This is a genomic window from Pseudomonas sp. BRM28, from assembly GCF_002939405.1.
Taxonomy (GTDB): Bacteria; Pseudomonadota; Gammaproteobacteria; order Pseudomonadales; family Pseudomonadaceae; genus Aquipseudomonas; species Aquipseudomonas palmensis.
Map to the genome: position 1 here is coordinate 3943417 of NZ_PEFV01000001.1, position 24832 is coordinate 3968248.

The 24832-nt window shown below is 65.1% G+C and carries 20 protein-coding genes; 12 read left to right on the forward strand and 8 right to left on the reverse strand.

What is annotated here, in order from left to right; all coding sequences use genetic code 11:
• Positions 1 to 37 precede the first annotated feature (37 nt).
• The 7 genes from sigX to ppsA form a co-directional block, all read right to left on the reverse strand.
• Positions 38 to 604 carry an RNA polymerase sigma factor SigX gene (gene sigX / locus CR917_RS18605; protein ID WP_010223317.1) on the reverse strand — a complete coding sequence of 189 codons (567 nt, stop codon included), beginning with the start codon at positions 602 to 604 and terminating at the stop codon, positions 38 to 40.
• Between the two features lie 112 nt (positions 605 to 716).
• The gene (locus CR917_RS18610; protein WP_043864609.1) at positions 717 to 1541 is read right to left on the reverse strand and encodes a mechanosensitive ion channel domain-containing protein; all 825 of its coding nucleotides are present in this window, start codon (positions 1539 to 1541) and stop codon (positions 717 to 719) included.
• A gap of 2 nt (positions 1542 to 1543) precedes the next feature.
• On the reverse strand, positions 1544 to 1792 hold the full coding sequence (locus tag CR917_RS18615; RefSeq protein ID WP_043864610.1) for a hypothetical protein: 249 nt from the start codon (positions 1790 to 1792) through the stop codon (positions 1544 to 1546).
• Between the two features lie 98 nt (positions 1793 to 1890).
• Positions 1891 to 2886, reverse strand: coding sequence for a zinc transporter ZntB (locus CR917_RS18620; protein ID WP_043864611.1), 996 nt, complete (start codon positions 2884 to 2886; stop codon positions 1891 to 1893).
• A gap of 27 nt (positions 2887 to 2913) precedes the next feature.
• The gene (rraA, locus tag CR917_RS18625) at positions 2914 to 3402 is read right to left on the reverse strand and encodes a ribonuclease E activity regulator RraA (protein WP_104572777.1); all 489 of its coding nucleotides are present in this window, start codon (positions 3400 to 3402) and stop codon (positions 2914 to 2916) included.
• Between the two features lie 91 nt (positions 3403 to 3493).
• On the reverse strand, positions 3494 to 4486 hold the full coding sequence (locus tag CR917_RS18630) for an alpha/beta fold hydrolase (RefSeq protein ID WP_043864613.1): 993 nt from the start codon (positions 4484 to 4486) through the stop codon (positions 3494 to 3496).
• A 108-nt stretch (positions 4487 to 4594) separates the two neighbouring features.
• Positions 4595 to 6970 (reverse strand): phosphoenolpyruvate synthase, encoded by a 2376-nt coding sequence (gene ppsA / locus CR917_RS18635; RefSeq protein WP_104572778.1) that lies wholly within the window; start codon positions 6968 to 6970, stop codon positions 4595 to 4597.
• 177 nt (positions 6971 to 7147) lie between these two features.
• Between ppsA and CR917_RS18645 the strand changes: the two genes are divergently transcribed.
• Positions 7148 to 7966 carry a pyruvate, water dikinase regulatory protein gene (locus CR917_RS18645; protein WP_043864615.1) on the forward strand — a complete coding sequence of 273 codons (819 nt, stop codon included), beginning with the start codon at positions 7148 to 7150 and terminating at the stop codon, positions 7964 to 7966.
• Between the two features lie 90 nt (positions 7967 to 8056).
• Here the strand turns inward: CR917_RS18645 and CR917_RS18650 are convergent, their stop codons facing one another.
• The gene (locus tag CR917_RS18650) at positions 8057 to 12922 is read right to left on the reverse strand and encodes an NAD-glutamate dehydrogenase (RefSeq protein WP_043864616.1); all 4866 of its coding nucleotides are present in this window, start codon (positions 12920 to 12922) and stop codon (positions 8057 to 8059) included.
• Positions 12923 to 13170: 248 nt separating this feature from the next.
• On the opposite strand from CR917_RS18650, the gene CR917_RS18655 reads away from it, so the two are divergent.
• The 11 genes from CR917_RS18655 (at position 13171) to CR917_RS18705 (ending at position 24789) form a co-directional block, all read left to right on the forward strand.
• A complete protein-coding gene (locus tag CR917_RS18655) occupies positions 13171 to 13524 on the forward strand; it encodes a hypothetical protein (RefSeq protein WP_043864617.1) in 354 nt (117 codons plus the stop codon).
• 18 nt (positions 13525 to 13542) lie between these two features.
• Positions 13543 to 14310 (forward strand): amidohydrolase, encoded by a 768-nt coding sequence (locus tag CR917_RS18660; RefSeq protein ID WP_104572779.1) that lies wholly within the window; start codon positions 13543 to 13545, stop codon positions 14308 to 14310.
• A 56-nt stretch (positions 14311 to 14366) separates the two neighbouring features.
• Positions 14367 to 15077: a FadR/GntR family transcriptional regulator gene (locus CR917_RS18665; RefSeq protein WP_043864619.1), complete on the forward strand. Its 711-nt coding sequence runs from the start codon at positions 14367 to 14369 to the stop codon at positions 15075 to 15077.
• A 97-nt stretch (positions 15078 to 15174) separates the two neighbouring features.
• Positions 15175 to 16368 carry an L-2-hydroxyglutarate oxidase gene (gene lhgO, locus CR917_RS18670; protein WP_043864620.1) on the forward strand — a complete coding sequence of 398 codons (1194 nt, stop codon included), beginning with the start codon at positions 15175 to 15177 and terminating at the stop codon, positions 16366 to 16368.
• Between the two features lie 69 nt (positions 16369 to 16437).
• Positions 16438 to 17766 carry an MFS transporter gene (locus tag CR917_RS18675; RefSeq protein ID WP_043864621.1) on the forward strand — a complete coding sequence of 443 codons (1329 nt, stop codon included), beginning with the start codon at positions 16438 to 16440 and terminating at the stop codon, positions 17764 to 17766.
• 220 nt (positions 17767 to 17986) lie between these two features.
• Positions 17987 to 18946, forward strand: coding sequence for a MoxR family ATPase (locus CR917_RS18680; protein WP_043864622.1), 960 nt, complete (start codon positions 17987 to 17989; stop codon positions 18944 to 18946).
• 4 nt (positions 18947 to 18950) lie between these two features.
• Complete coding sequence (locus tag CR917_RS18685) at positions 18951 to 19895, forward strand: DUF58 domain-containing protein (RefSeq protein WP_104572780.1); 945 nt, start codon at positions 18951 to 18953, stop codon at positions 19893 to 19895.
• Complete coding sequence (locus CR917_RS18690) at positions 19892 to 20386, forward strand: DUF4381 domain-containing protein (RefSeq protein WP_043864624.1); 495 nt, start codon at positions 19892 to 19894, stop codon at positions 20384 to 20386. The genes CR917_RS18685 and CR917_RS18690 overlap by 4 nt, the downstream gene beginning before the upstream one ends.
• Entirely contained in the window at positions 20379 to 21455 is a 1077-nt protein-coding gene (locus CR917_RS18695; RefSeq protein WP_054916214.1) for a VWA domain-containing protein, read from the forward strand. Before CR917_RS18690 ends, CR917_RS18695 begins: the two co-directional genes overlap by 8 nt.
• On the forward strand, positions 21452 to 23170 hold the full coding sequence (locus CR917_RS18700) for a VWA domain-containing protein (protein WP_104572781.1): 1719 nt from the start codon (positions 21452 to 21454) through the stop codon (positions 23168 to 23170). Before CR917_RS18695 ends, CR917_RS18700 begins: the two co-directional genes overlap by 4 nt.
• A complete protein-coding gene (locus tag CR917_RS18705) occupies positions 23167 to 24789 on the forward strand; it encodes a BatD family protein (RefSeq protein WP_104572782.1) in 1623 nt (540 codons plus the stop codon). Before CR917_RS18700 ends, CR917_RS18705 begins: the two co-directional genes overlap by 4 nt.
• Positions 24790 to 24832 lie beyond the last annotated feature (43 nt).

Sequence of the window (24832 nt, forward strand, 5' to 3'; positions counted from 1 at the left end):
CAGACCTTGTCGATACGTTAGAGATATTTGCGACTCACTAAGTTTCGGTGAGGCCCGCAAATTTCTCGCGTAGCTTGTCGAGCGCACGCTTGTAGCGCATTTTCGTGGCGCTCAGGCCCATGTGCATGATGTCGGCGATCTCCTGGAACTCCAGCTCTGCGACAAATCGTAGCACCAGGATTTCGCGGTCGATCGGGTTCACATGAACCAGCCATTTATCCAGCCCGCCTTTCTCTTCCGGTTTGGGGGCCTTCTCTTCAGAGGCCTCCTCGAGCGGATCGAGACTTAGCGCATCCATCAAACGACGTTTGCGCCGCTCCTTGCGGTACTGGGTGATGCATTCGTTGTAGGTGATGCTGTAGAGCCAGGTCTTGAATTTCGACTTGCCTTCGAAATTCTTCAGGCCGTACAGCACCTTCAACATCACCTCCTGACAGACATCGTCAGCATCCCGATCGTTCCCCAGATAACGTGCACACACGTTAAAAAGGGTCCGCTGGTAGCGCCGCATGAGCTCTTCATAGGCGCGAGTAACATGAAAAAGCTCCTCATGCGAACGCGCCACCAACTCCTCATCAGTGAGCTCGCGGGGGTCGTAACGCATGGGCAGCGAGTGAACTTTATTCAAAACAAATCTGGCCGACAGTCAGGTCATTGTCGCCGCTCGCCCTGCCTGGGCGATTTTGCGGCGGCATACATTAGCAGGATTTGCCCGGTTAGCGGCTACTGACCCGCTGCTCCAGGAGGATCCGGTTCGACAGCGATACCAGTTCACCCTCGTCGGTGAGCACGGTCGTCTTGACCGTGCCGATCTCTTCGATCTGCCCCTCGACCTCGCCAATCTGGACCTGCTGGCCGACCTGATAGAGCTCACGTACGTAAATTCCAGCCAGGATCTGCCCGGCGATTTCACGGCTGCCCAGGCCCATGGCCAGCGCAACTGCCAGACCAACGGTAATCAACCCGATGACAATCACGTGGTTGAGCAGGTCGGTCTTGACCTCCAACTGGCTGATGGCCACCGAAATGCTGATGATGATGACCAGGCCCTGGGCGATACGCCCGACCCCTGCGGCGTATTCCAGGCCGATGCCCTCGGCGGCACCGCGCACCAGGCCGTTGACGATCTGGGCCAGCAGCACACCGGCCAGCAGCACCAGCGCACCGCCAAACACCTTGGGCAGGTACAGCGCCAGCATGTCCAGGGTCGCCGAAACACGTTCAAGCCCCAGGGATTCGGCGGCCGAAACCAGGAAGATCAGCAGCACGAACCAGTAGACGATCTTGCCGATCAGCGTCGAGATCGGCACCTGGATGCCCACCCGGCTGAGCATCTTGGTCAGGCCGGTGCCGCCCATCAGGCGATCCAGGCCAAGCTTGGCCAGCAGCTTGGACAACAGGGTATCGAGCAGCTTGGCAACCACAAAGCCCAGCAGCACCACCACCAGCGCCCCAAACAGGTTGGGGATGAAGTTGGCGACTTTGGTCCACAAGGCGGTCATCGCCGCCACCAGGCTCTGGGTCCAGAGATCAAGTTCCATAATCAATCAGCCTTATCAGCTTTACGGGCAGAAGCGTTACGACGCACCGGCGCGACATGCGCCGAGCCATTGTTCACGGCGATCATCAGCGCCTGGCTCCAACGGCCGAGCAGGCTGAACAGATCGCCCGCGCCTACCTGACGGTTGGCGGTCTTGAGGACCCGGCCCAGGCAGGCGTCGTCGTCGCGGTCTTTGCCGGACGGCGAAGCCTTGAGCAGGTCCCGCAGGGATTCTTCAAACGGATCGTGCATGGGCACCTCGCGCAATGTCTGTCAAAGACGAGACGCTCATAGGGCGGGTCACATGAACAATCTGCGCAAATGTTGTAGGAAATTTCAAGAAAGTGCCCCTATACCCAGCGAAGACGGCGAAACAGCCACCATTGGCCCAGGGCCAGCACGAGCACCAGCAAGCTGGCATAAAGGAAGCCATAGGGGTTTTCCGAACCCGGAATGCCCCCCACGTTGATGCCCAGCAAGCCGGTCAGAAAGCTCATGGGCAGGAAGATACAGGTGATGATTCCGAAGCGGTACATGGTCTTGTTCATGCGTTCGCTCAGGCGCCGGTCCTCGCTTTCAAGCACCAGCGCCACGCGCTCGCGGGTCAGTTCCAGCTCTTCGAGGTAGCGGATCAGGCTGTTGTTGAGCTCGTTCCAGTAGTCGGCATCGTCCGGCGCGAACCATGGCCATTTGTTGCGCGCCAGCTGCGCATAGATTTCCCGCTGCGGCGCCAGGAACCGACGCAGGCCGGCGGCGCGCCGCCGCATCTGCTGCAGGCTGCCGTGCTCAGGCGTATACCGTTCGTCGGATTCGAGTTTTTCTTCCTCTTCATCCACCACTTCGGACAGGTCCGACACCAGCGCCTGGACCTTTTCGGTCAGCAACTGGGCCAGGCTCAGCAACAGCTCGGAGGCCGTGGTCGGGCCACGCCCCTCGTCCAGTTGCTGAAGCAGCTCGTCGGTAGCGCGCAGCGGCCGCAGGCGCAGCGAAATCACCCGCTGCGCCTGGGCGAAGATGCGCACCGACACCATGTCTTCGGGTTCGGCGCCCGGGTTGAGGTTGACCCCGCGCAGAAACAGCAACATCTGCGCATCCGGTAAAGGCACCAGGCGCGGCCGGGTGTTTTCCTCCAGCAGCAGGTCACAGGCGAAGGGGCTCAGGCCGCTGTCATGGCGCAGCCAGGTCTGGGTTTGCGGGTGGCTGCGATCCCAGTGCAGCCACAGGCTCTGCTCCGGCTGCAACTGCAGATCGTCCAGTTCGGTTCGAGCGATCGAACGCGCACCGCCCTTGCCATCGAGTACCAGGGCATGCACCAGCCCCCACTGCGCGTTTTCTTCCTCGAACATCCCTACCCCACGCACCGTCAGCGAAAATTACTCGGGCATCTTCAACGGGCTGGGCGACACGATGACACCGTTGTTGTCAGCGTACACGTACTCCCCCGGCCGGAAGGTCACACCAGCGAACGTGACCACCACATTCAGGTCACCAATGCCGCGCTTGTCGGTCTTCATCGGGTGGCTGGCCAGCGCCTGCACACCCAGATTGGTTTGCGCCAGCGCATCCACGTCACGCACGCAACCGTAGATCACCAGCCCTTCCCAGCCATTCTTGGAGGCCTTCTCGGCAATCATGTCACCCAGCAGCGCCCGGCGCAGCGAACCGCCGCCGTCGACCACCAGCACCTTGCCCTTGCCATCCAGGTCGGCTTGCGCCTTTACCAGCGAGTTGTCCTCGAAGCACTTGACGGTGACGATCTGACCGCCGAACGAATCGCGGCCGCCGAAGTTGCTGAACATCGGCTCCAGCACCTGCACCAGGTCCGGGTAGGCGTCACACAAGTCGGGGGTAAGGTAATGCATGGGAAACTCCTGTCGATGGCCAATTGAATGGAAAGCGGATTTCACACGTTCACTGAAAAGACGAAGCCGGCGCACCGGCGTTTAACCAAGGCTACACGCCGACGGGCTGCGGGTCACCTGTCTCGGCCGGGGCCAGCATGGCCTGCGGGTCGCTCAGCCAGCGCTCCACCAGCGGCCACACCTGGGCCTGGGCCGGTTTGCTGACCAGCATATCGACATGACCGAAATTGTCGAAGCCTTCCTCGCGCCCCAGCCGCACGAAACGCTTGTGCTCGCTGCCTATTTGCTCGAACAACTTGCGACAGGCCCACACCGGGTCCTGGTGATCTCCGGCCCCAGCCACCGCCAGCACCGGCACGCGCACCTCGGCAAGCCCGGCCCACCAGTCACTCTGCTTGTCGCCAAAGCGTCCGAACAGGCCGAACCAGCGCATGCTTTCCAGCGCCAGGCCGATGGGCTCATCTTCGGGCCCGCGCTTGAGCCGCGAACCTGACAGGTGTGCAAAGCGCTTGAGCAGCAGGCGCCCGCCCCACTCCACCGGTGGAATTTTCAATGGCCAGTAGGTTCGGCTGACCTGGGTGCCGAAAAAGGCCGCACTGGCGACCTGCTCCTGGGCCAGATAAGCCCCGCCCAGTGCTGCCGCCAGCGTGGTACCGCCCAGCGAGTGGCCAAGCCAGTGCGGGGTGCGCCCGCTCACCTCGCACACGAACGCGGCAATTGCCGGCAGATCGTAACGGGCATAGTCCGCCACACGGTTGTGGCGGTAGTCGCGGTTGCGGGGTGACAGCCCATGGCCGCGCATTTCCGGTATCCACACGTCGAAACCGGCGCGTGCCAGGGTCGCGCCCAGGCCGATACCGCGCGGCGAGAACCAGAAGCGCCGGTTGGAAAAGCTGCCATGCAACAGGATGACCGGGGCACCGCGCACCTCGCTCTGGTCGGCCATGCCAAGGCGTGTCAGCGCCAGCTCGACCGTACGGTCGGGGCTGTTGCCGGCCTTGAGCCGATACACATCTTCGCTGAGGTCGCCGCGCCGCTCGGCACTGAGCAGGGCAACGGGAAAAAGAGTACTGCTGCTTTGCATAGGTTACTTGCACAAAAAAGGGCGAGCCCATCACTGGATCACGCCCTGAAAATCCGTTGAAGCGGCCGCCCGACGCCTCCTGGCTGGCGGCCGCTCCTCTTCAGCGCATCAGGCCTGGGCCTGGCCCTCGGCCAGGAAGAACCAGGTTTCGAGCACCGAGTCAGGGTTCAGCGAGACGCTTTCGATGCCCTGCTCCATCAGCCACTTGGCCAGGTCAGGGTGATCGGACGGGCCCTGGCCGCAGATACCGATGTACTTGCCGGCCTTGTTGCAGGCCTGGATGGCGTTGGCCAGCAGCTTCTTGACCGCAGGGTTACGCTCGTCGAACAGGTGCGCAATGATGCCGGAGTCGCGGTCCAGGCCCAGGGTCAGCTGGGTCAGGTCGTTGGACCCGATGGAGAACCCGTCGAAGTACTCGAGGAACTCATCGGCCAGGATCGCGTTGGAGGGCAGCTCGCACATCATGATCACACGCAGGCCGTTGACGCCACGGCCCAGGCCGTTCTCGGCCAGCAGGTCGACCACCTGGCTGGCTTCGCCCAGGGTCCGTACGAACGGCACCATGATCTCGACGTTGGTCAGGCCCATTTCGTCGCGCACGCGCTTGAGTGCACGGCACTCGAGCTCGAAGCAGTCACGGAACGATTCGCTGATGTAGCGCGAGGCGCCACGGAAGCCCAGCATCGGGTTTTCTTCTTCCGGCTCGTACAGCTTGCCGCCGATCAGGTTGGCGTACTCGTTGGACTTGAAGTCCGACAGGCGCACGATGACCTTCTTCGGCCAGAACGCTGCGGCCAGGGTGCTGATGCCCTCGACCAGCTTCTCGACGTAGAAACCGACCGGATCGCCGTAGCCGGCAATGCGCTTGTCGACGCTTTCCTTGAGCTCGGCCGGCAGGCCGGCATAGTTGAGCAGTGCCTTGGGGTGCACGCCGATCATGCGGTTGATGATGAATTCCAGGCGTGCCAGGCCGACACCGGCGTTGGGCAGCTGGGCAAAATCGAATGCGCGATCCGGGTTGCCGACGTTCATCATGATCTTGAACGGCAGGTCGGGCATGGCATCCACCGAGTTCTGGCGAATGTCGAAGCCCAGCTCGCCTTCGAAGATGAAGCCGGTATCGCCTTCGGCGCACGACACGGTCACGCCCTGGCCATCCTTGAGCAGCTGGGTGGCGTTGCCGCACCCGACCACCGCCGGAATGCCCAGTTCACGGGCAATGATCGCGGCGTGGCAGGTACGCCCGCCACGGTTGGTGACGATGGCGCTGGCGCGCTTCATCACCGGTTCCCAGTCCGGGTCGGTCATGTCGGACACCAGCACGTCGCCTGGCTGGACCTTGTCCATCTCCGACACGTCCTTGATGATCCGCACCTTGCCGGCACCGATGCGCTGGCCGATGGCACGGCCTTCCACCAGCACGGTGCCGGTTTCCTTGAGCAGGTAGCGCTCCATGACGTTGGCCTGGGCGCGGCTCTTCACGGTTTCAGGGCGCGCCTGCACGATGTACAGCTTGCCGTCGTCACCGTCCTTGGCCCACTCGATGTCCATCGGGCACTTGTAGTGCTGCTCGATGATCATGGCCTGCTTGGCCAGCTCGCTGACCTCTTCGTCGCTCAGGCAGAAACGGGTGCGGTCGGCCTTGTCGACATCGACGGTCTTGACCGAACGACCGGCCTTGGCCTCGTCGCCGTAGATCATCTTGATGGCCTTGCTGCCCAGGTTGCGGCGCAGGATGGCCGGGCGCCCGGCTTGCAGGGTGCCCTTGTGCACGTAGAATTCGTCGGGGTTGACTGCGCCCTGCACGACGGTTTCGCCCAGGCCGTAGGCGCCGGTGATGAACACCACGTCACGGAAACCCGACTCGGTGTCCAGGGTGAACATCACGCCGGCGGTGCCGGTTTCGGAACGCACCATGCGCTGCACGCCGGCCGACAGGGCCACCAGCTTGTGGTCGAAGCCCTGGTGCACGCGGTAGGAAATGGCGCGGTCGTTGAACAGCGAGGCGAACACTTCCTTGGCCGCGCGGATCACGTTGTCCACGCCGCGGATGTTCAGGAAGGTTTCCTGCTGCCCGGCAAACGAGGCATCCGGCAGGTCTTCGGCAGTGGCCGAGGAACGCACGGCGACAGCCATGTTCGGGTTGCCCTGGGACATTTCGGCGAAGGCGGTACGGATTTCGATGTTCAACCGCTCGGGGAATTCGGCTTCCATGATCCACTGGCGGATCTGTGCGCCGGTGCGGGCCAGGGCATTGACGTCATCCACATCCAGCGCGTCGAGGGCGGCATGGATCTGGGCGTTCAGGCCGCTCTGCTCGAGAAAGTCACGGTACGCCTGAGCCGTAGTGGCAAAGCCGCCGGGGACCGATACACCGGCGCCCGCGAGATTACTGATCATCTCTCCGAGGGATGCGTTCTTGCCCCCCACATGCTCTACATCATGGACGCCGAGCTTATCGAGGGAAACTACGTACTCTACCAAGGTGATCTCTCCACTAACTGTGTTGGAAAAGCTCATGACGCCGGTCAGTTCGCTGTGACCGTACCGGGCGTTTGTGGCCTGGACCTGGAAAATAAGTGAGAATGCCGACGAGGGATGTTCGGCAAACCGAACGTATCATATCCAAGAATCGTCACCAGCTTAAGGCCCAAGGCGCAAATGAAACGATCTGCTTTCTTTATTTCCGACGGCACCGGCATCACTGCCGAAACGCTGGGACAAAGCTTGTTGGCACAATTCGAGAGCATCGGGTTCAACAAGTTCACGCGACCGTACATCGACACCGTGGACAAAGCGCGCACCATGGTACAGCAAATCAATACCGCCGCAGAACGCGACGGCGTGCGCCCGATCATCTTCGACACCATCGTCAACCAGGATATCCGCGAGATCCTGGCCACCTCCAACGGCTTCATGATCGACATCTTCTCGACCTTCCTGGCGCCGCTGGAACAGGAGCTGACCGCCCATTCGTCGTATTCGGTGGGCAAATCGCACTCGATCGGCGGCAACTCCAACTACATGGAGCGCATCGAGGCGGTGAACTTCGCCCTGGACAACGACGACGGTGCGCGCACCCACTACTACGACAAGGCCGACCTGATCCTGGTGGGCGTATCGCGCTGCGGCAAGACCCCCACCTGCCTGTACATGGCCATGCAGTTCGGCATTCGCGCAGCCAACTACCCGCTGACCGAAGACGACATGGAGCGCCTGCAGCTGCCACCGGCCTTGAAGAACCACCAGCACAAGCTGTTCGGCCTGACCATCGACCCCGACCGCCTCACTGCCATTCGCCACGAGCGCAAGCCCAACAGCCGCTACGCCAGCTTTGCCCAGTGCGAGTTCGAGGTGCGCGAGGTGGAGAACCTGTTCCGGCGCGAGAACATTCCCAACATCAACTCCACGCATTTTTCGGTGGAAGAGATATCCGCCAAGATCCTGGTGGAGAAAGGCGTGGAGCGGCGCTTCAAGTAAGCCGCCCGACCGGCCTTGCCGGCGCAACGGCCCACCCCGCCAAAAGAAAGCCCCGGCACAGGCCGGGGCTTCTTTTTACCTGCTACACACTCACGACGGCACCGCCGCCGACTGCCCGCTCAGCGCCAGGTCAACCAGCTCGCGGTTGGCCACCGCGTACATGGCGTAATCGGTGCCGGTGGCCGCACGCAGCTCATCGAGCATCGCGCGCCAGCGCTCCACCATCACCGCATGCTGCGCCAGCCACAAGGCTACCCGCGCATCCATGTCGGCAGGCGCATCGACCATCTGCAACACGGAGATGGTGATGGCGCGCTGCTGCAGGTCGATGTCATCGCGAAACGCTTCACGTGCCAGTGCCTGCCAGTTGTTCTCCACCGGCAGATTGCTGATTTCCTGCAGGTACCAGGTCAGGTCCAGCGCACTGCCCACGGCGAAGAACGCCTTGGCCACCTCGGCCGGGTCCTGGCCGGTCACATCGGAAGCCTCGATGATCGGCAACAGGGTGTACAGGTGCGTGGTTCCGGCCACCATGCGCGCCAGCAGCTCCGGCACGCCGGCTTCGACGAAGCCCTGGTAGCGGGTCATCCAGCGCTCGCGGGTCGGCCCCTCCAGCAGTTCGTCCAGCTTGAGCCCCAACGCCGCGATCTTGGGCCCGAAGTGGGCCACGTCACGCCCGGCATCCTGCTCGTTGCGACGGCTGCGCAGGAACCAGCGCGTGGCCCGGCGGCCCAGGCGCATCAGCTCGTCCATCAGCGTCAGCTGCACTTCGGCAGGCACCAGGTAGTCCAGTGCCTCGATCTGGCGGAACCAGTGCGGCAGGTGGAAGATGTCGCGCACGATCACGTAGGCACCGGCCACGTTCGCCGGGCTCATGCCCGTGGACTCCTTGAGCCGCTGCACGAAGGTGATGCCCATGTTGTTGACCAGGTCGTTGGCGATCTGGGTGCTGACGATCTCGCGCTTGAGGCGATGGCGACGCATGGCCTCGGCGAACTTGTTCACCAGCGACGGCGGGAAGGCCGTCTCCATGTCGCGGGTCAGGTAGTCGTCATCCGGCACCAGCGACTGCAGCAGGGCTTCCTTGAGGTCGATCTTGCTGTACGAGATCAGCACCGACAGCTCGGCCCGGGTCAGGCCCTGGTTGGCCGCAATGCGCTCGGCCAGTTGCTCTTCGGTAGGCAGGAACTCGATGGCCCGGTCCAGCTTGCCGCGACTTTCCAGGTCGGCCATCAGGCGCTTGTACTCGGAAATCCGCTCACGCGCCCGGCGCGCCGCCAGCGACAGTGCCTGGGTCTGCTTGTAGTTGTTGCCCAGCACCAGCGCAGACACTTCGTCGGTCATGCTGCCCAGCAACTGGTTGCGCTGCTTCTCGGTCATGTCACCGGCCTGCACCACCTCGTTGAGCAGGATCTTGATGTTGACCTCGTGGTCGGAGCAGTCCACGCCACCGGCGTTGTCGATGAAGTCGGTGTTGGTCGCGCCGCCGTTGAGGCCGAACTCGACCCGACCCAGCTGGGTCATGCCCAGGTTGCCGCCCTCGCCCACCACCTTGCAGCGCAGCTCGTTGCCGTCCACGCGCAACGCGTCGTTGGCCTTGTCGCCCACATCGGCGTGGCTCTCTTCGCTGGACTTGACGTAGGTGCCGATGCCGCCGTTCCACAGCAGGTCGACCGGCGCCTTGAGCAGCGCATTGAGCAGCTCGGTCGGGGTCAGCTTGTCGGCCTCGATGGCAAAGCGTTCCTTCATCTGCGGGCTGATGGCGATGCTCTTGGCACTGCGCGAGAAGATCCCGCCACCTTCGGACATGATGCTGGTGTCGTAGTCGCTCCAGGCCGACCGCGGCAGGTCGAACAGGCGCTTGCGCTCGGCAAAGCTGCTGGCAGGCTCCGGGTTCGGGTCGATGAAGATATGCAGGTGGTTGAAGGCGGCCACCAGTTGCAGCTTGTCTGACATCAGCAGGCCGTTGCCGAACACGTCGCCGGCCATGTCGCCCACACCGACCACGGTGATCGGGTCCTGCTGCACGTTGATGCCACGCTCGCGGAAATGGCGCTGCACGCCAACCCACGCACCACGGGCGGTAATCCCCATCTTCTTGTGGTCGTAGCCGGCCGAACCGCCCGAGGCAAAGGCGTCGCCCAGCCAGAAGCCGTAGTCGATGGCGATGCCGTTGGCGATGTCCGAGAAGGTCGCGGTGCCCTTGTCGGCCGCCACCACCAGGTACGGGTCGTCATCGTCGTGACGCACCACGTTGACCGGCGGCACCAGCACGCCGTCCTTGAGGTTGTCGGTAATGTCCAGCAGGCCGGAAATGAAGATGCGGTAGCAGGCGATGCCTTCGGCCTGGACATCGTCGCGGCTGCCGCCCAGCGGCAGGCGGCGCGGCAGGAAGCCACCCTTGGCACCCACCGGCACGATCACCGAGTTCTTCACCTGCTGCGCCTTCACCAGGCCCAGCACTTCGGTACGGAAGTCCTCTTCGCGGTCCGACCAGCGCAGCCCGCCGCGTGCCACGTTGCCAAAGCGCAGGTGCACGCCCTCGACCCGCGGCGAATACACGAAGATCTCGAACTTGGGCACCGGCTTGGGCAGCTCGGGAATCAGCCTTGGGTTGAACTTGAAGCTGAAGTACGACTTGGCCTGGCCATTCGCGTCGGTCTGGTAGAAGTTGGTGCGCAGGGTGGCCTTGATCAGGTCCAGGTAGCGACGCAGGATGCGGTCTTCGTTGAGCACCTGCACGTCGTCCAGCGCGCTCAGGATCGCCTGTTCCAGGCGTTGCTGCTTGTCGTCCAGGTCATCCCCGGCCAGCTTGCGCGCCAGGTAGAAGCGGGTCTTGAACAGCCGGGTCAGCTCGCGGGCGATGTCGGTATGGTTGTTCAGGGTGCTGGCGATGTAGCCCAGGTCGAAGCCCAGGCGAATCTGCTTGAGGTAGCGGGCATAGGCGCGCAGCAGCGCCACGTCGCGCCACGGAAGGCCGGCGGTCAGCACCAGACGGTTGAACGCATCGTTTTCGGCGTCGCCGTTGACGATGTGCACGAAGGCGTCCTGAAGGGTGTCGTTGAGCTGCTGGATATCCAGGTTCAGGCCTTCGCTGTAGGTGAAGGCAAAGTCATGAATCCAGAATTCGCGGCCATTGCTGTGGCGAAGGCGGTACGGGAACTCGCCCAGTACGCGCAGGCCCAGGTTTTCCAGGATCGGCAGCACGTCCGACAGCGCCAGCGGGGTGTCGGCGTGGTACAGCTTGCAGTGCAGCTGCTGTTTGCCGGCCTGGGTGAGCGGCTGGTAGAAGCTCATCACCAGCGGCTTGCTGTCGGACAGGGTCAGCAGGTGCTGCATGTCCACCACCGCCGAATGCGCGGCAAAGCGCTCGCGGTAGCCAGCCGGGAAGCCTTTGGGGAAGTCGGCCAGCACATTGGTGCCCTGGGCCTCGCCGAAGCTCTCGACGGTCAGGCTGGCATAGTCGTCCTGCCACGAACGGCAGGCCTGCACCACTTCGTTTTCCAGCTGCTGGGGGTCGATGTCGATGCGGTTTTTCGGGTCGACTCGCAGAATCAGTTGCACGCGGGCCAGCACCGACTCGGAGAAGAAGGTCCAGAACTCGCAGTCGCTGGCCTTCAGGCGCTCCATCAGCACCTGCTGGATCTTCTGGCGCACCTCGGTGGAATAGATGTCGCGCGGCACGTAGGCCAGGCAGTAGCAGAAGCGCCCGTAGGGGTCCTTGCGCAGGAACACGCGAATCTTGTTGCGCTCCTGGATCTGCACGATCGACATCACGGTGCTGAACAGCTCATCCACCGGGGTCTGGAACAGGTCGTCGCGGGGCAGCACCTCGAGTACCTGGGCCAGCTCCTTGCCCAGGTGGGCCTTGGCGTCGAAGCCCGAACGGCGCTCCACTTCGGCGACCTTGCCGCGAATGTACGGGATCACCCGCACACTTTCGCCATACACCGACGAGGTGTACAGGCCCATGAAGCGGCATTCCTTGATCACCTTGCCGTCGGCGTCCAGCTGGCGGATCGACACGTAGTCCGGGTAGGCCGGGCGGTGCACGCGGCTGGGGTGCGCGGCCTTGGCGAACGACAGCAGCAGCGGCTCGTTGAGGTAATTGACGGCGTAGTCTTCGATGCGCAGGTCGTCGGCGCTTAGGCCGCTGCGCAGGCGGCGGGTCAGGCCGAGGAAGGACTGCTCGTCATACTCCAGCTGGCCGCCCTGGGCGTCGGCCTTGACCACGAACTCTTCGTAGCCCAGGAAGGTGAAATGGTTGCTCACCAGCCATTGCAGGAAGCTCTTGACCTCGTCCTTCTCGGCAGCGGCCGGGGCGTAGGCCGTGTGGTCGATCAGCTCGAGCAGCTCGCGCACCTTGGCCTTCATCGGCTCGAAATCGGCCACCACCACGCGCACTTCGGCCAGCACCTGCTCCAACTCGCGGGCCAGCAGGTTGAGCTCGGCGGCATTGGCGCAGCGGTCGATCTCCAGGTACATCAGCGATTCCTGCAGGATGCCCTCACCCTGGGTGCCCTTGGGCAGAATCTCCAGCAGCTCGCCCTTGGCCCCGCGACGCACGCTGAGCACGGTGGTCTGCAGGGTATGGATGCTGTAGCCGCGGCGGTTGAGCTCGGTACGCACCGAGTCGACCAGAAACGGCAGGTCATGGTGCAGCACTTCCACGGCCGTGTGGGTGGACTGCCAGCCGTGGCGTTCGTAATCGGGGTTGTAGACCCGAACCTGGGGTTCGGTGTGGTCGAAGCGTTCGATGATGCGCCAGGCCGAGAGGGTGCAGCCGGCCAGGTCGGAGAGGCGACGCTGGGTCAATTCGTCAAGAGAGATGATGCCAAAGAACTGCTCGGCAAACAGCGCCACTTGTGGCAGTGCCTGTTCCCCGATGTGCTGCGCCAGGGCCGCCTGCAGTTGATGCTGGAAGTCGGCTTTGCTGGCTGCGGTGAAAAACGCCATCTGTGGTACTCCGCTTGGGCTTGTTATTGAGTGAAGCGTCGCGCACATGCCGTCATGCTCGGATCAACCATAGCCAACCACACGCTGGGTGTCGTCGGGTTGTCCATCGACAGGGCAGCTTAACGACTGGCCGGTCACCCCTGCTTGCGATGCTGCGACATATTCGGTCAATCAGCGGCAGGCGGCGATTTATCCATTGACCGAAGACTGGCACACTCGCGTTTCACTTCTTGACCACCGAGCCGTCCATGCAACTGACCACCCCCCTGCTCTTCGCCACCCCCTGCGATGATGAAGAAGACAACATGGCCACCCTGTGCTGCCACAGCGACAAGGGCCAGATGTTCCTCATGACCCGCTACCCGGACGAAGACACGGTGGACATCACCCTGGATGACGAACCGAGCACACTGGACGGCATCAAGGTCACCCTCAGCGCCAGGCGCCTGCTGATCGAAGTGGCGCCGGGAGACGCCGACGTGTTCAACGGCGCCGATCATCTGGAAATCACCCTCAGCAGCGACGGCACCGACCTCGCCGAAGTCGAGCAGACCCTGCAGAACATCCTCAAGGGCACCGGCACCTACGTCAGCGAGCTGTAACCCCGTCAAGGAGCCCCCATGCCCCAGCCGATCTTCGACGCCCACTGCCACATCATCGACCCGCGCTTCGCGCTGGTGCCCAACAACGGCTACCTGCCCGAGGCCTTCACCACCGAAGACTACCTGGCGGCCGTCACGCCGCTGGGCATCTGCGGCGGCGCGGTGGTGTCGGGCTCGTTCCAGGCCTTCGACCAGGGCTACCTGCTGGCCGCCTTGAAACAGCTGGGCCCAGGCTACGTGGGGGTGACCCAGGTGCCGGCCGGCATCAGCGATGCCGAGCTGCTCGCGCTGGATGCCGCCGGCGTGCGTGCGCTGCGCTTCAACCTCAAGCGCGGCGGCTCGGCGCAGGCCGATCAGCTCGAAGCCATGGCCCTGCGCGTGTTCGAGCTGGCCGGCTGGCACGTCGAGCTGTACGTCGATTCGCGCGAGCTGGGCGAGCTGACCCCGCTGCTGCGCCGCTTGCCGGCGGTAAGCATCGATCACCTGGGCCTGCGCCGCGAAGGCCTGCCGGCGCTGCTGCAACTGGCCGAGGCAGGTGTGCGCATCAAGGCCTGCGGCTTTGGCCGGGTCGATTTCGACGTGGCCAAAGCCCTGCGCGACATCGATGCCGCCAACCCCCACGCCCTGATGTTCGGCAGCGACCTGCCCTCCACCCGCGCACCGCGCCCGTTCGACCCGGCCGATATCCAGCTGATCCGCCACACGCTGGGCAGCGCCAGTGTCGAGCGCGTGCTGTGGGGTAACGCACGGGCGTTCTATCGCCTGCAACCCCAGGCACAATCTTGACAACATGCGGCTGCACGGGCATTGTCTGACAACCTGACCTACTGGCTTTATCCTTCATGCTCGAGCTTCAACGCCCCGACACCCTGGTGGAACGCGTCGTCAGCGCCATCCGCACCGAGATCGATTCGGGGCGCCTGGCTGCCGAAGCACGCCTGCCCACCGAGCAGCAACTGGCCGAACAGCTGAATGTCAGCCGCTCGGTGGTGCGCGAGGCGATCTCCCAGCTCAAGGCCGATGGCGTACTGATCGCCCGGCGCGGGCTGGGCTCGTACATTTCGCAGAATCCGACCGGCACGGTGTTCCGCTTCCCCAGCAACAACGGGCGCAGTGCCGACCTGGTGCAGATGTTCGAAGTGCGCCTGTGGATCGAAACCCAGGCCGCTTCGATTGCCGCCCAGCGCCGCGACCAGGCAGACCTGGCGCGCATGGCCAAGGCCCTGCAGGAGATGATCGACAAGCGCAGCCAGTTCGACGTGGCCGCGGCTGCCGACGTGGAGTTTCACCGCGCAATTGCCGAAGCCAGCAAGAACGACTACTTCGTCGCCTTCCATGACTTTCTGCGCGGCCAGCTGGCTGCCGCGCGCAAGACCGCGTGGGAGAACTCGGCGGCGCATTCGGTAGGCGGCTCGGCCGACGCCAATCGCGAACACCAGGCGCTGTACCAGGCGATTGCCGACGGTGACCGCCAGCGCGCCGCGGCCTGCGCCGAAGCGCACCTGCGGGCCTCGGCCAAACGCCTGAAGCTGGACCTGCCAGCCATGGAATGAACATCACGTGACGGGCGCTGCGGGTCAGCGCCCTTTTCTTCGCACTACTTAGTCTGACAACCTGATAACCAGATAAGAATACCAAGGTGACCCCTGCATGATTTACGACTACTGCATCATCGGCGGCGGCATCGTCGGCCTCGCCACCGCCATGGCGCTGCTCAAGCGCCAGCCTGGCGCCTCGCTGGTCATCCTGGAGAAGGAAACCACACTGGCCCGGCACCAGACCGGCCACAACAGCGGGGTCATCCACGCCGGCATCTACTACGCACCCGGCAGCCTCAAGGCCGACCTGTGCAAGCGCGGCGCCCAGGCCACCAAGGACTTCTGCGACACCCACGCCATCAAGTACGAGGTGTGCGGCAAGCTGCTGGTGGCGTCCAACCCGCTCGAGGTGCAACGCATGCAGGCGCTGTACGAGCGCTCGCAACAGAACGGGCTGAAGGTCGAGCGCCTGGATGCCGCCGAACTGCGCCGTCGTGAGCCGAACATCGTCGGTCTGGGCGGGCTGTTCCTCGATGCCACCGGCATCGTCGACTACAAGCAGGTGTGCCAGGCCATGGCCAAGGTCATCCAGGCCGCCGGCGGCGAGATCTGCCTGGACACCCGCGTGGCGGCGATCGCCGAAAGCGGCGACAGCGTCACCATCAGCAGCGAAGACCGCGTATGGCGCGCCAGGCAGCTGGTCGCCTGCGCCGGCCTGCAGTCGGACCGCCTGGCGGCGCTGGCCGGGGTCAGGATCGACCACCAGATCATCCCGTTTCGCGGCGAATACTTCCGCCTGCCAGCCACCAAGAACCAGATCGTCAATCACCTGATCTACCCGATCCCCGACCCGGAGCTGCCGTTTCTGGGCGTGCACCTCACCCGCATGATCGACGGCAGCGTCACTGTCGGGCCGAATGCGGTGCTGGGCCTGGGCCGCGAGAACTACGGCAAGTTCTCGATCAACTGGCGCGACGTGGCGCAGTACGCCAGCTTCCCCGGCTTCTGGAAAACCCTGTGGAACAACCTCGGTTCGGGCACCACCGAGATGAAGAACTCGCTGTTCAAGCGCGGCTACCTGGAACAGTGCCGCAAATACTGCCCTTCGCTCGAGGTCGACGACCTGCTGCCCTACGAGGCGGGCATCCGCGCCCAGGCAGTGATGCGTGACGGCACCCTGGTGCACGACTTCCTGTTCGCCGAGACCCCGCGCATGGTCCACGTGTGCAACGCACCGTCGCCGGCAGCCACCTCGGCCATCCCGATCGGCGAAATGATCGCCGACCGCCTGCTCACACCACGCTGATCCGCATTGCTGCACGGGCGCCCGCCGCCCGCTTGAAAATAACTACAAAGACCAACAAGGAATCTCTCGATGTCGGTACATGAAGCGGTCACCACCGCAACCGAAACCCCGGAACAGAACAGGAAGCGCCTGCGCAAGGTCGCGGCGGCCACCATCTTCGGCTCGATGCTGGAGTGGTACGACTTCTACCTGTACGCCACCATGGCGGCCATCGTGTTCTCGAAGATCTTCTTCGACGCCAGCAACCCTCAGGTTGCCTCGCTGCTGGCCTTCTCCACCTTTGCCATCGGCTTTATCGCCCGCCCGTTCGGCGGCGTGCTGTTCGGCTACCTGGGCGACCGTTTCGGGCGCAAGCAGGTACTGGTGGTGACCTTCTGCATGATGGGCCTGTGCACCACGCTGATCGGCCTGATCCCCAGCTACGCCAGCATTGGCATCTGGGCGCCGATCATCCTGGTGCTGGTGCGCATCATCCAGGGCCTGGGCGCGGGCGCCGAGCTGTCCGCCGCGGCCGTGACCAGCTACGAACATGCCAGCGAAGGCAAGCGCGGCAGTCAGGGTGCCTGGCCTGCGCTGGGGCTCAACCTGGGCCTGCTGCTGTCGTCGCTGACCGTGTACCTGCTGACCATGAACGGCAACGACTTCCTGCTCTCGGGCGGCTGGCGCATCCCGTTCATCTGCAGCATCGTGCTGGTGGGCGTGGGCTTCTGGGTACGCCGCAGCATTCCGGAAACCCCGCAGTTCGCCGAACTCGAGCAAGCGCCGAAAAAAGCCAAGGTGTCGCCGCTCAAGGCGCTGTTCAAGAACGACCTCAAGGGCCTGGCCGTGGTGTTCTTCGTGGCCATCGGCTACAACGCCCTGAGCTATATCTTCAAGACCTTCTCGCTGGCCTACCTGACCCAGTTCAAGGGTGTGGAGGCCCACGTGACCTCGCTGTCGGTGACCATTGCCAGCCTGGTGGCGATCGTGGCGGTGCCATGCTTCGGCTGGTTGTGCGACAAATGGAGCAGCAAGGCCGTGCTGATCATGGGCGGTCTGTTCTCGGTACTGTTCGCGTACCCGTTCATGGCCCTGCTCAACACCGCCGAGCCGCTGATGATCTACATCGCCATCGCCATTGGTACCGGCCTGCTGGCGCCGATGATGTTCGCCCCGCAGGGTTCGTTCCTCAGCCGCCAGTTCCCCACGGCCACGCGCTCATCGGGCTTTGGCACCGGGCGCGAGATCGGCACCGCGGTGGCCGGTGGCCTGGCGCCACTGGGCGGCCTGGCACTGGTGGCCAGCTCGCCGACCCATTCGACCGACGGCGTGGTGGCGATCCTGGCGATTGCCGCAGTGTTCGTGGTGGTGTTCGCCCTGTGTGACCAGGGGCGCAAGCACTCCAGCTTCAAGAACTGACTCGCCTGGCTAATCATCGCGGGTCAAGCCCGCTCCCACAAGAACAGCGCCGACCTTGTGGGAGCGGGCTTGACCCGCGATGGCGGCACCGATGATTTGTGATCTGCGCTCAAATTTACCCACCCACCATTAGTCGCCGCACCCCCGGATGGATTAAAGTATCAGCCCCTGCCCGGGCGTTGTTGCCCTCCCCCCGGGCGCACGCCCAGGAACCGTCCCGATGGAACATCGTGAAGCGCTCATCGCGCTGCGCACCTTTCTCTCCACCCAGATTCTTGGCCAGGAAAAACTGGTCGAGCGCCTGCTCATCGTGCTGCTCGCCGATGGTCATATGCTGGTGGAGGGTGCGCCGGGCCTGGCCAAGACCAAGGCCATCAAGGAACTCGCCGAAGGCGTCGAGGCGCAGTTCCACCGCATCCAGTTCACCCCCGACCTGCTGCCCGCCGACATCACCGGCACCGAAATCTATCGCCCTGAAACCGGCAGCTTCGTGTTCCAGCAGGGTCCGATCTTCCACAACCTGGTGCTGGCCGACGAAATCAACCGCGCCCCGGCCAAGGTCCAGTCGGCCCTGCTCGAGGCCATGGCCGAGCGCCAGGTCAGCGTGGGTCGCAGCACCTACGAGCTGTCGCCCCTGTTCCTGGTGATGGCCACGCAGAACCCCATCGAGCAGGAAGGCACCTACCCGCTGCCCGAAGCCCAGCTCGACCGTTTCCTGATGCACGTGAAAATCGGCTTTCCCGATGCCGCCGTGGAGCGGCGCATTCTGCAGCAGGCGCGCGGCGAGGCGCTCAACGGCGAAACCAAGCCCGAACGCCGGGTCAGCCAGCAGGCGATCTTCGCCGCACGCAAGGAGATCCTCGGCCTGTACATGGCCGACGCAGTGGAGGAGTACCTGGTGCAACTGGTGATGGCCACCCGCACCGGTGCCAAGTACGACGCCGAACTCGGCGACTGGATCGCCTACGGCGCCAGCCCGCGGGGCTCCATTGCCCTGGACCGCTGCGCACGCGCCCACGCCTGGCTGGCCGGACGCGACTTCGTCAGCCCCGAAGACATCCAGGCGGTGCTGTTCGACGTGCTGCGCCACCGCATCATTCTTTCGTTCGAGGCCGAAGCGGCCGGTATCGACCAGGACCGGGTGATCCAGCGCATCCTCGACGTCGTCGCCGTGGCCTGAAGCCATGCCTCTTTCAGCGCAGGCCGAGCCCGGCATCCGCATCGGCCTTTCCGAGCTGATCGAGATGCGTCATCGCGTGCGCGAGGTGCAGCTGTTCTCCGCCCCCGGGCAACGCAGCCCGCTGGTGGGCCTGCATCACTCGCGCCTGCGCGGGCGCGGCGTGGACTTCGACCAGGTGCGCGTTTACCAGGCCGGCGACGATGTGCGCAACATCGACTGGCGAGTCACCGCCCGCACCCAGGAACCCCACACCAAGCTGTTCCACGAAGAGCGCGAGCGGCCCATCTTCATTTTGGTCGAACAGAGCCGACGCCTGTTCTTCGGCTCCGGACTGATGTTCAAGTCGGTACTTGCCGCCCAGGCCGCCGCCCTGATCGGCTGGGCCGCGCTGGGCCACAACGACCGCATCGGCGGCCTGGTGTTCGGCGATAACGAGCACTATGAAATCAAGCCACGGCGCAGCAAGCAGAGCCTGCTGCAACTGCTCAACCGCCTGGCGCGGGTCAACCAGTCGCTGCACACCGAGGCCCTGCCCCAGGGCGACAACCTCAACATCGCCCTGCGCCGCGCCCGCGAAGTGCTGCGCCCGGGCAGCCTGGCCATCGTGATCTGCGACGAACGCGCGCTCACCCCCGGGGTGGAGCAACAGATGAGCCTGCTGGCGCGCCACTGCGACCTGCTGCTACTGCCGGTGTCCGACCCACTCGACCACGCCCTGCCCGCCGCCGGCTTGTTGCGCTTTGCCCAGCGCGGCGCACAGCTGGAGCTCGATACCCTGGATGCCAACCTGCGCAAGAGCTATCGCCAGCAGAGCGAGGCACGCATCGAACGCTGGGAACTGCTGGCCCAGAAACTGCGCGTGGTGCTGATGCCCTTGAGCACCCAGAGCGAAATGATCGAGCAACTGCGCGAATACCTCGACCCGCAACGCTCGGGTAAAAGCCGATGAACCCACTGGACGCACTGCAACCGCTGATCGCCCCCGCCCCCATCGGCGCGTGGCCGCCCGCGCCGGGCTGGTGGGTGCTGCTGGCATTGCTGCCCGTGCTCGCCTGGGGCCTGTGGCGGCTGCGTCACTGGCGCCCGCGCAAGGCTCCGCTGCCACGCGCCGAACAACCGCTGGAACCGATCCGCATCGCCGCCCTGGCAGAGCTGGCGGCGCTGCCCAAGCCCTACGACGGCGCACCGGCCGGTGCCTGGCTGCAGCAGATCAACGCCCTGCTCAAACGCCTGTGCCGCAACCACTACCCCGACAGCCACAGTCACACCCTCAACGGGCGCAAGTGGTTGGCGTTTCTCGACAACCGCTGCCCGGCCGCCGGCCTGACCCGCTGGATGGTACTGGTGGAAGGCGCCTACAAGCCCGAGTGCCGGCTTGACGACAAGGCCATCGCCGGGCTCAACCAGGCGGTCGACACCTGGATTCGCAAACATGTTTGAACTGGCCTGGCCGTGGGTCTTCGCGCTGTTGCCGCTGCCGTGGCTGGCCCGTCTGCTGCTGCCGGCCGCCGACAGCGGCGAACCGGTGCTCAAGGTGAGCTTTCTGGACGAACTCGAAGGCCTGGCCGGGCGTCGCGCGCGGCTCAACCTGCCGACCTGGCGCCAGCAGGCGCCGTTCGTGCTGGTGTGGCTGCTGTTGCTGTGCGCCGCCGCGCGCCCGCAATGGCTGGGCGAGCCGCTGCCGGTGGCCGCCAGTGGGCGCGACCTGCTGGTGGCGGTGGACGTGTCCGGCTCGATGGACTTCCCCGACATGCGCTGGGACGACGAGGACGTCAGCCGCCTGACCCTGGTCAAGCAACTGATGGGCGACTTTCTGCAAGCGCGTGAAGGCGACCGCGTGGGGCTCATCCTGTTCGGCAGCCAGGCCTACCTGCAGGCCCCGCTGACGTTCGACCGACGCACCGTGCGCAGCTTTCTCGACGAGGCGCAGATCGGTATCGCCGGCAAGAACACCGCCATTGGCGATGCCATCGGCCTGGCGGTCAAGCGCCTGCGCATGCGCCCTGCGCAAAGCCGCGTGCTGATTCTGCTGACCGATGGCGCCAACAACGGCGGGCAGATCCATCCGCTGACCGCCGCGCGCCTGGCCGCCCAGGAAAGCATCAGGATCTACACCATCGGCATCGGCGCCGACCCGGACGAAACCGGCACCGCCGGCATGCTCGGGCTCAACCCGAGCCTGGACCTGGACGAAGCCTCGCTCAGGGAGATCGCCGAGGTCACCCACGGCGCCTACTTCCGCGCCCGCGACGGCAACGAACTCAACGCCATCGGCCAGACCCTCGACCGCCTCGAGCCGGTAGCCCAGCAACCGACCCAGGCGCGTACCGCGCATGCCCTGTACAGCTGGCCGCTGGCCCTGGCGCTGGGCCTGAGCGTACTGCTGGTGGTGCGCGATCGCTGGCCCGACAACCTGCTGCAACGCCTGCTGCGCCGGCCGCACTTTCTGCAGCCGCACCCCGAATGGCGCGAGCGCCTCAAGCGCCTGCGCCTGCGGAGGCGTCGATGATCGAGCTCTGGCCCCAATGGTTGCGCCCGGCCTGGCTGTTGCTGCTGCCGCTGCTCGGCTGGCTGCTGTGGAAGCTGTGGCACCGACAAAAGCGCGCCGGACGCTGGCAGATGATCCTGCCCGCGGCGTTCCATGCCGTGCTGCTGGGCGGCGGCAATGGCCGCGACAGCAAGCTGCCGTGGATCGCCCTGGGCCTGGCCTGGCTGCTGGCCGTGCTGGCCCTGGTCGGCCCCAGCTGGGAGCGCCTGGAAGAGACCCGCCAGCGCGCCGCCGACCCGCTGGTGGTCATGCTCGAACTGACCCCGCAGATGCTCGCCGACGACACCCCGCCCAACCGCCTGCAGCAGGCCAGACGCAAGCTGCTCGACCTGCTCGAACACCGCCGCGATAGCCAGACCGCGATCATCGTGTATGCCGGCAGCGCACACACCCTGGTGCCGCTGTCCGACGACCTGGCCACCAGCCGCAACCTGCTCGACGCCCTGGACCCCGCCATCATGCCGCAACCTGGTCAGCGCGCCGACCTGGCGGTACGCAAGGCGCTGGCACTGCTGGCCCAGGGCGCGCTGGGCCAGGGGCGCCTGCTGCTGATCGGCTCCTCGCTCAGCCCGCAGGAACGTCAGGGCATCACCCAGGCACTGGGGCGTCATGGTCCCAAGCTGCTGATGCTGGGCGTGGGCACCCCCGAAGGCGCGCCGGTCAGGCAGACCAACGGCGAATACCTCAAGGACGCGGACGGGGCAATCCTGGTTCCGCGCCTGGACAGCGCCGAGCTCAAGGCCTTCATCAACAGTACCGGCGGGCGTTACCGCAAGGCGCGCATCGACGACCTCGACCTGCGCGGCCTGGGCCTGTTCGACAATCCCCAGGCGCTGCGCGCCGACGGCCAGACCCTGCAACTGGACAGCTGGGCCGACCAGGGCTACTGGCTGCTGATCCCGCTACTGCTGCTGGCCGCGTGCGCTGGCCGGCGTGGCTGGCTGTTCTGCCTGCCGCTGCTGCTCGGCCTGCTGCCGCAACCGAGCCATGCCTTCACCTTCAACGACCTGTGGCTGCGTCCCGACCAGCAGGGCCAGCGCCTGCTCGAACAGCAGCGTCCGGCCGAGGCCGCCCGCCACTTCGAAGACCCGCAATGGAAAGGCATGGCGCTGTACCAGGCTGGCGACTATGCTGGCGCCGCCCGTGAATTCGCACGGGCCAGCAACGCCAGCGCCCATTACAATCGCGGCAATGCCCTGGCCCGCAGCGGCGAACTGGAGGCGGCCGTGGATGCCTGGGAGCAGGCCCTGGAGCTGGAACCCGAGCTGGAAGCGGCCCAGGCCAACAAGGATCTGGTCGAGCAGCTGCTGCGCCGCCAGCCCGAACAGCCCCAGCAACCGCCGGCCACCGAAGACCCGCCTCAGGGCCGGCCCGACCTGCCGACCGATTCGGCCAGCAACGGCCAGCAATCGAACAGCAGCGACAGCAGCCAGGGCGATGCCAAGGCCGGCGCCGGCGAAGACACCGCCACCGCGCCAGAGCACGCGCACAACGCCAGCGAGCCGCCGGACGAAGACACCACCCGGCCACCGCAGCGCCCCGTCGACAGCAGCCTGGATGCCGAGCAGCGCCAGGCCCTGGAACAATGGCTGCGCCAGATCCCGGACAACCCGTCCGAGCTGTTGCGTCGCAAGTTCTGGTACGAACAGCAACTGCATCAGGAAAGCCCCAAATGATCCGCGTCTGCGCCCTGGTTTTCAGCTTCTTGTTCGCCCTGCAGGTGCAGGCGGCGACGCTGCTCGCCAGCGTCGACCGCAGCCGCCTGATCGCGGGCGAAACCCTGGAGCTGACCCTGGAAATCGAAGACGTGACCCAGTTCGGCAAGCCCGACCTGACCCCGCTGCAGGCCGACTTCGAAGTGCGCGACACGCGCCAGGTCAACAGCCTCAAGAGCCTCGACGGCCAGACCCAGGCCAATACCCGCTGGATCATCACCCTGCGCCCGCGCCAGAGCGGCACGGTCCAGGTGCCGGTGCTGCACCTGGGCGAGGCGCAGAGCCAGCCGGTGACGTTGCAGGTACTGCCGGCCGAGGCGGCCAGCGACATCAGCCAGGCGCCGGTGAGCATCGATGCCAGCCTGGACGCAGACAGCGTGTACGTGCAGGCCCAGGCCGTACTGACACTGCGCATCTACCACTCGGTGTCGCTTTACGATGACAGCAGCCTCAGCCCGCTAGTAATTGCCAATGCCCGGGTCGAACCGCTGGGCGAGTCGCGCACCTATGAAAAACTGATCAACGGCGTGCGCTTTGGCGTGATCGAGATGCGCTACGCGATCTTCCCCCAGCAAAGCGGCGCACTGAGCATACCCGCCCTGACCTTCAGCGCCACCAGCGCCGACGAGCCGGCCCAGGGCGACAGCGGCGCGGCACGTGGCAAGCAGGTACGGGTCAGTTCCACGCCGCTGCCCTTGCAGGTGCTGCCGATACCGGCCGAGTACCCCGCCGACCAGCCGTGGCTGCCGGCACGCAGCCTGAGCCTTGAGGAACGCTGGAGCCCGGACCCTGCGCAGACCCCGACCCAGATCGGCGACTCGCTGACGCGCAGCGTGATCCTCAGCGCCGACGGGCTGTCCAGTGCGCAACTGCCACCGCTGCCCGCCACCGAAGTCAACGGCCTGCGCCGTTACCCGGATCAGCCGCAACTGCGCGAAGAGGTCAGCGAACGCGGGCTGTTAGGCCTGCGCGAGGAACGCGAGGCGCTAGTGCCGACCCACAGTGGCGCACTGGAACTGCCGAGCCTCGAGGTGGTGTGGTGGAACACCCGCGAACAGCACGTGGAGCGCACCAGCCTGCCGGCGCGCGGGTTGAAGATCGAAGACAACCCTGCCCTCACGGCAGACACCCCGGCCAGCGTCGTCAACCTCGAGAACCGGCCGCTATGGCCGTGGCAACTGAGCACGCTGCTGCTGGCCCTGACCACCCTGCTCGGCTTCGCCCTGTGGTGGCGCGCACGCTCGCAGCCGGCGGTAATGCGTGCGGCGCAGAGCGGGCCGAGCCCGCGCACCCTGCTCGACGACCTCAAGCGTGCCTGCCAGGCCAACGACCCGCAGGCCACCCGCCAGGCGCTGGATGCCTGGGCCCGCCAGCAGCCCGAGACCCTGGCCGAGATGGCGGCGCGCTTCGTGCCGCTGTCGGATGCGCTGGACGGGCTCAACGGCGCGCTGTACAGCGAGAGCGGGCAATACTGGCAGGGCGATGAACTGTGGCGGGCGATCGGCACCATTCCCGCAGCCGAACAGGCGCAGCCGAGCGCCGCCGAGAACGGCAGCCTGCCGCCGCTCTATCCCAAATAACGCGGCGCCTGCGCAGGGGTCATCGCAGCCCCCAAAACCTGCC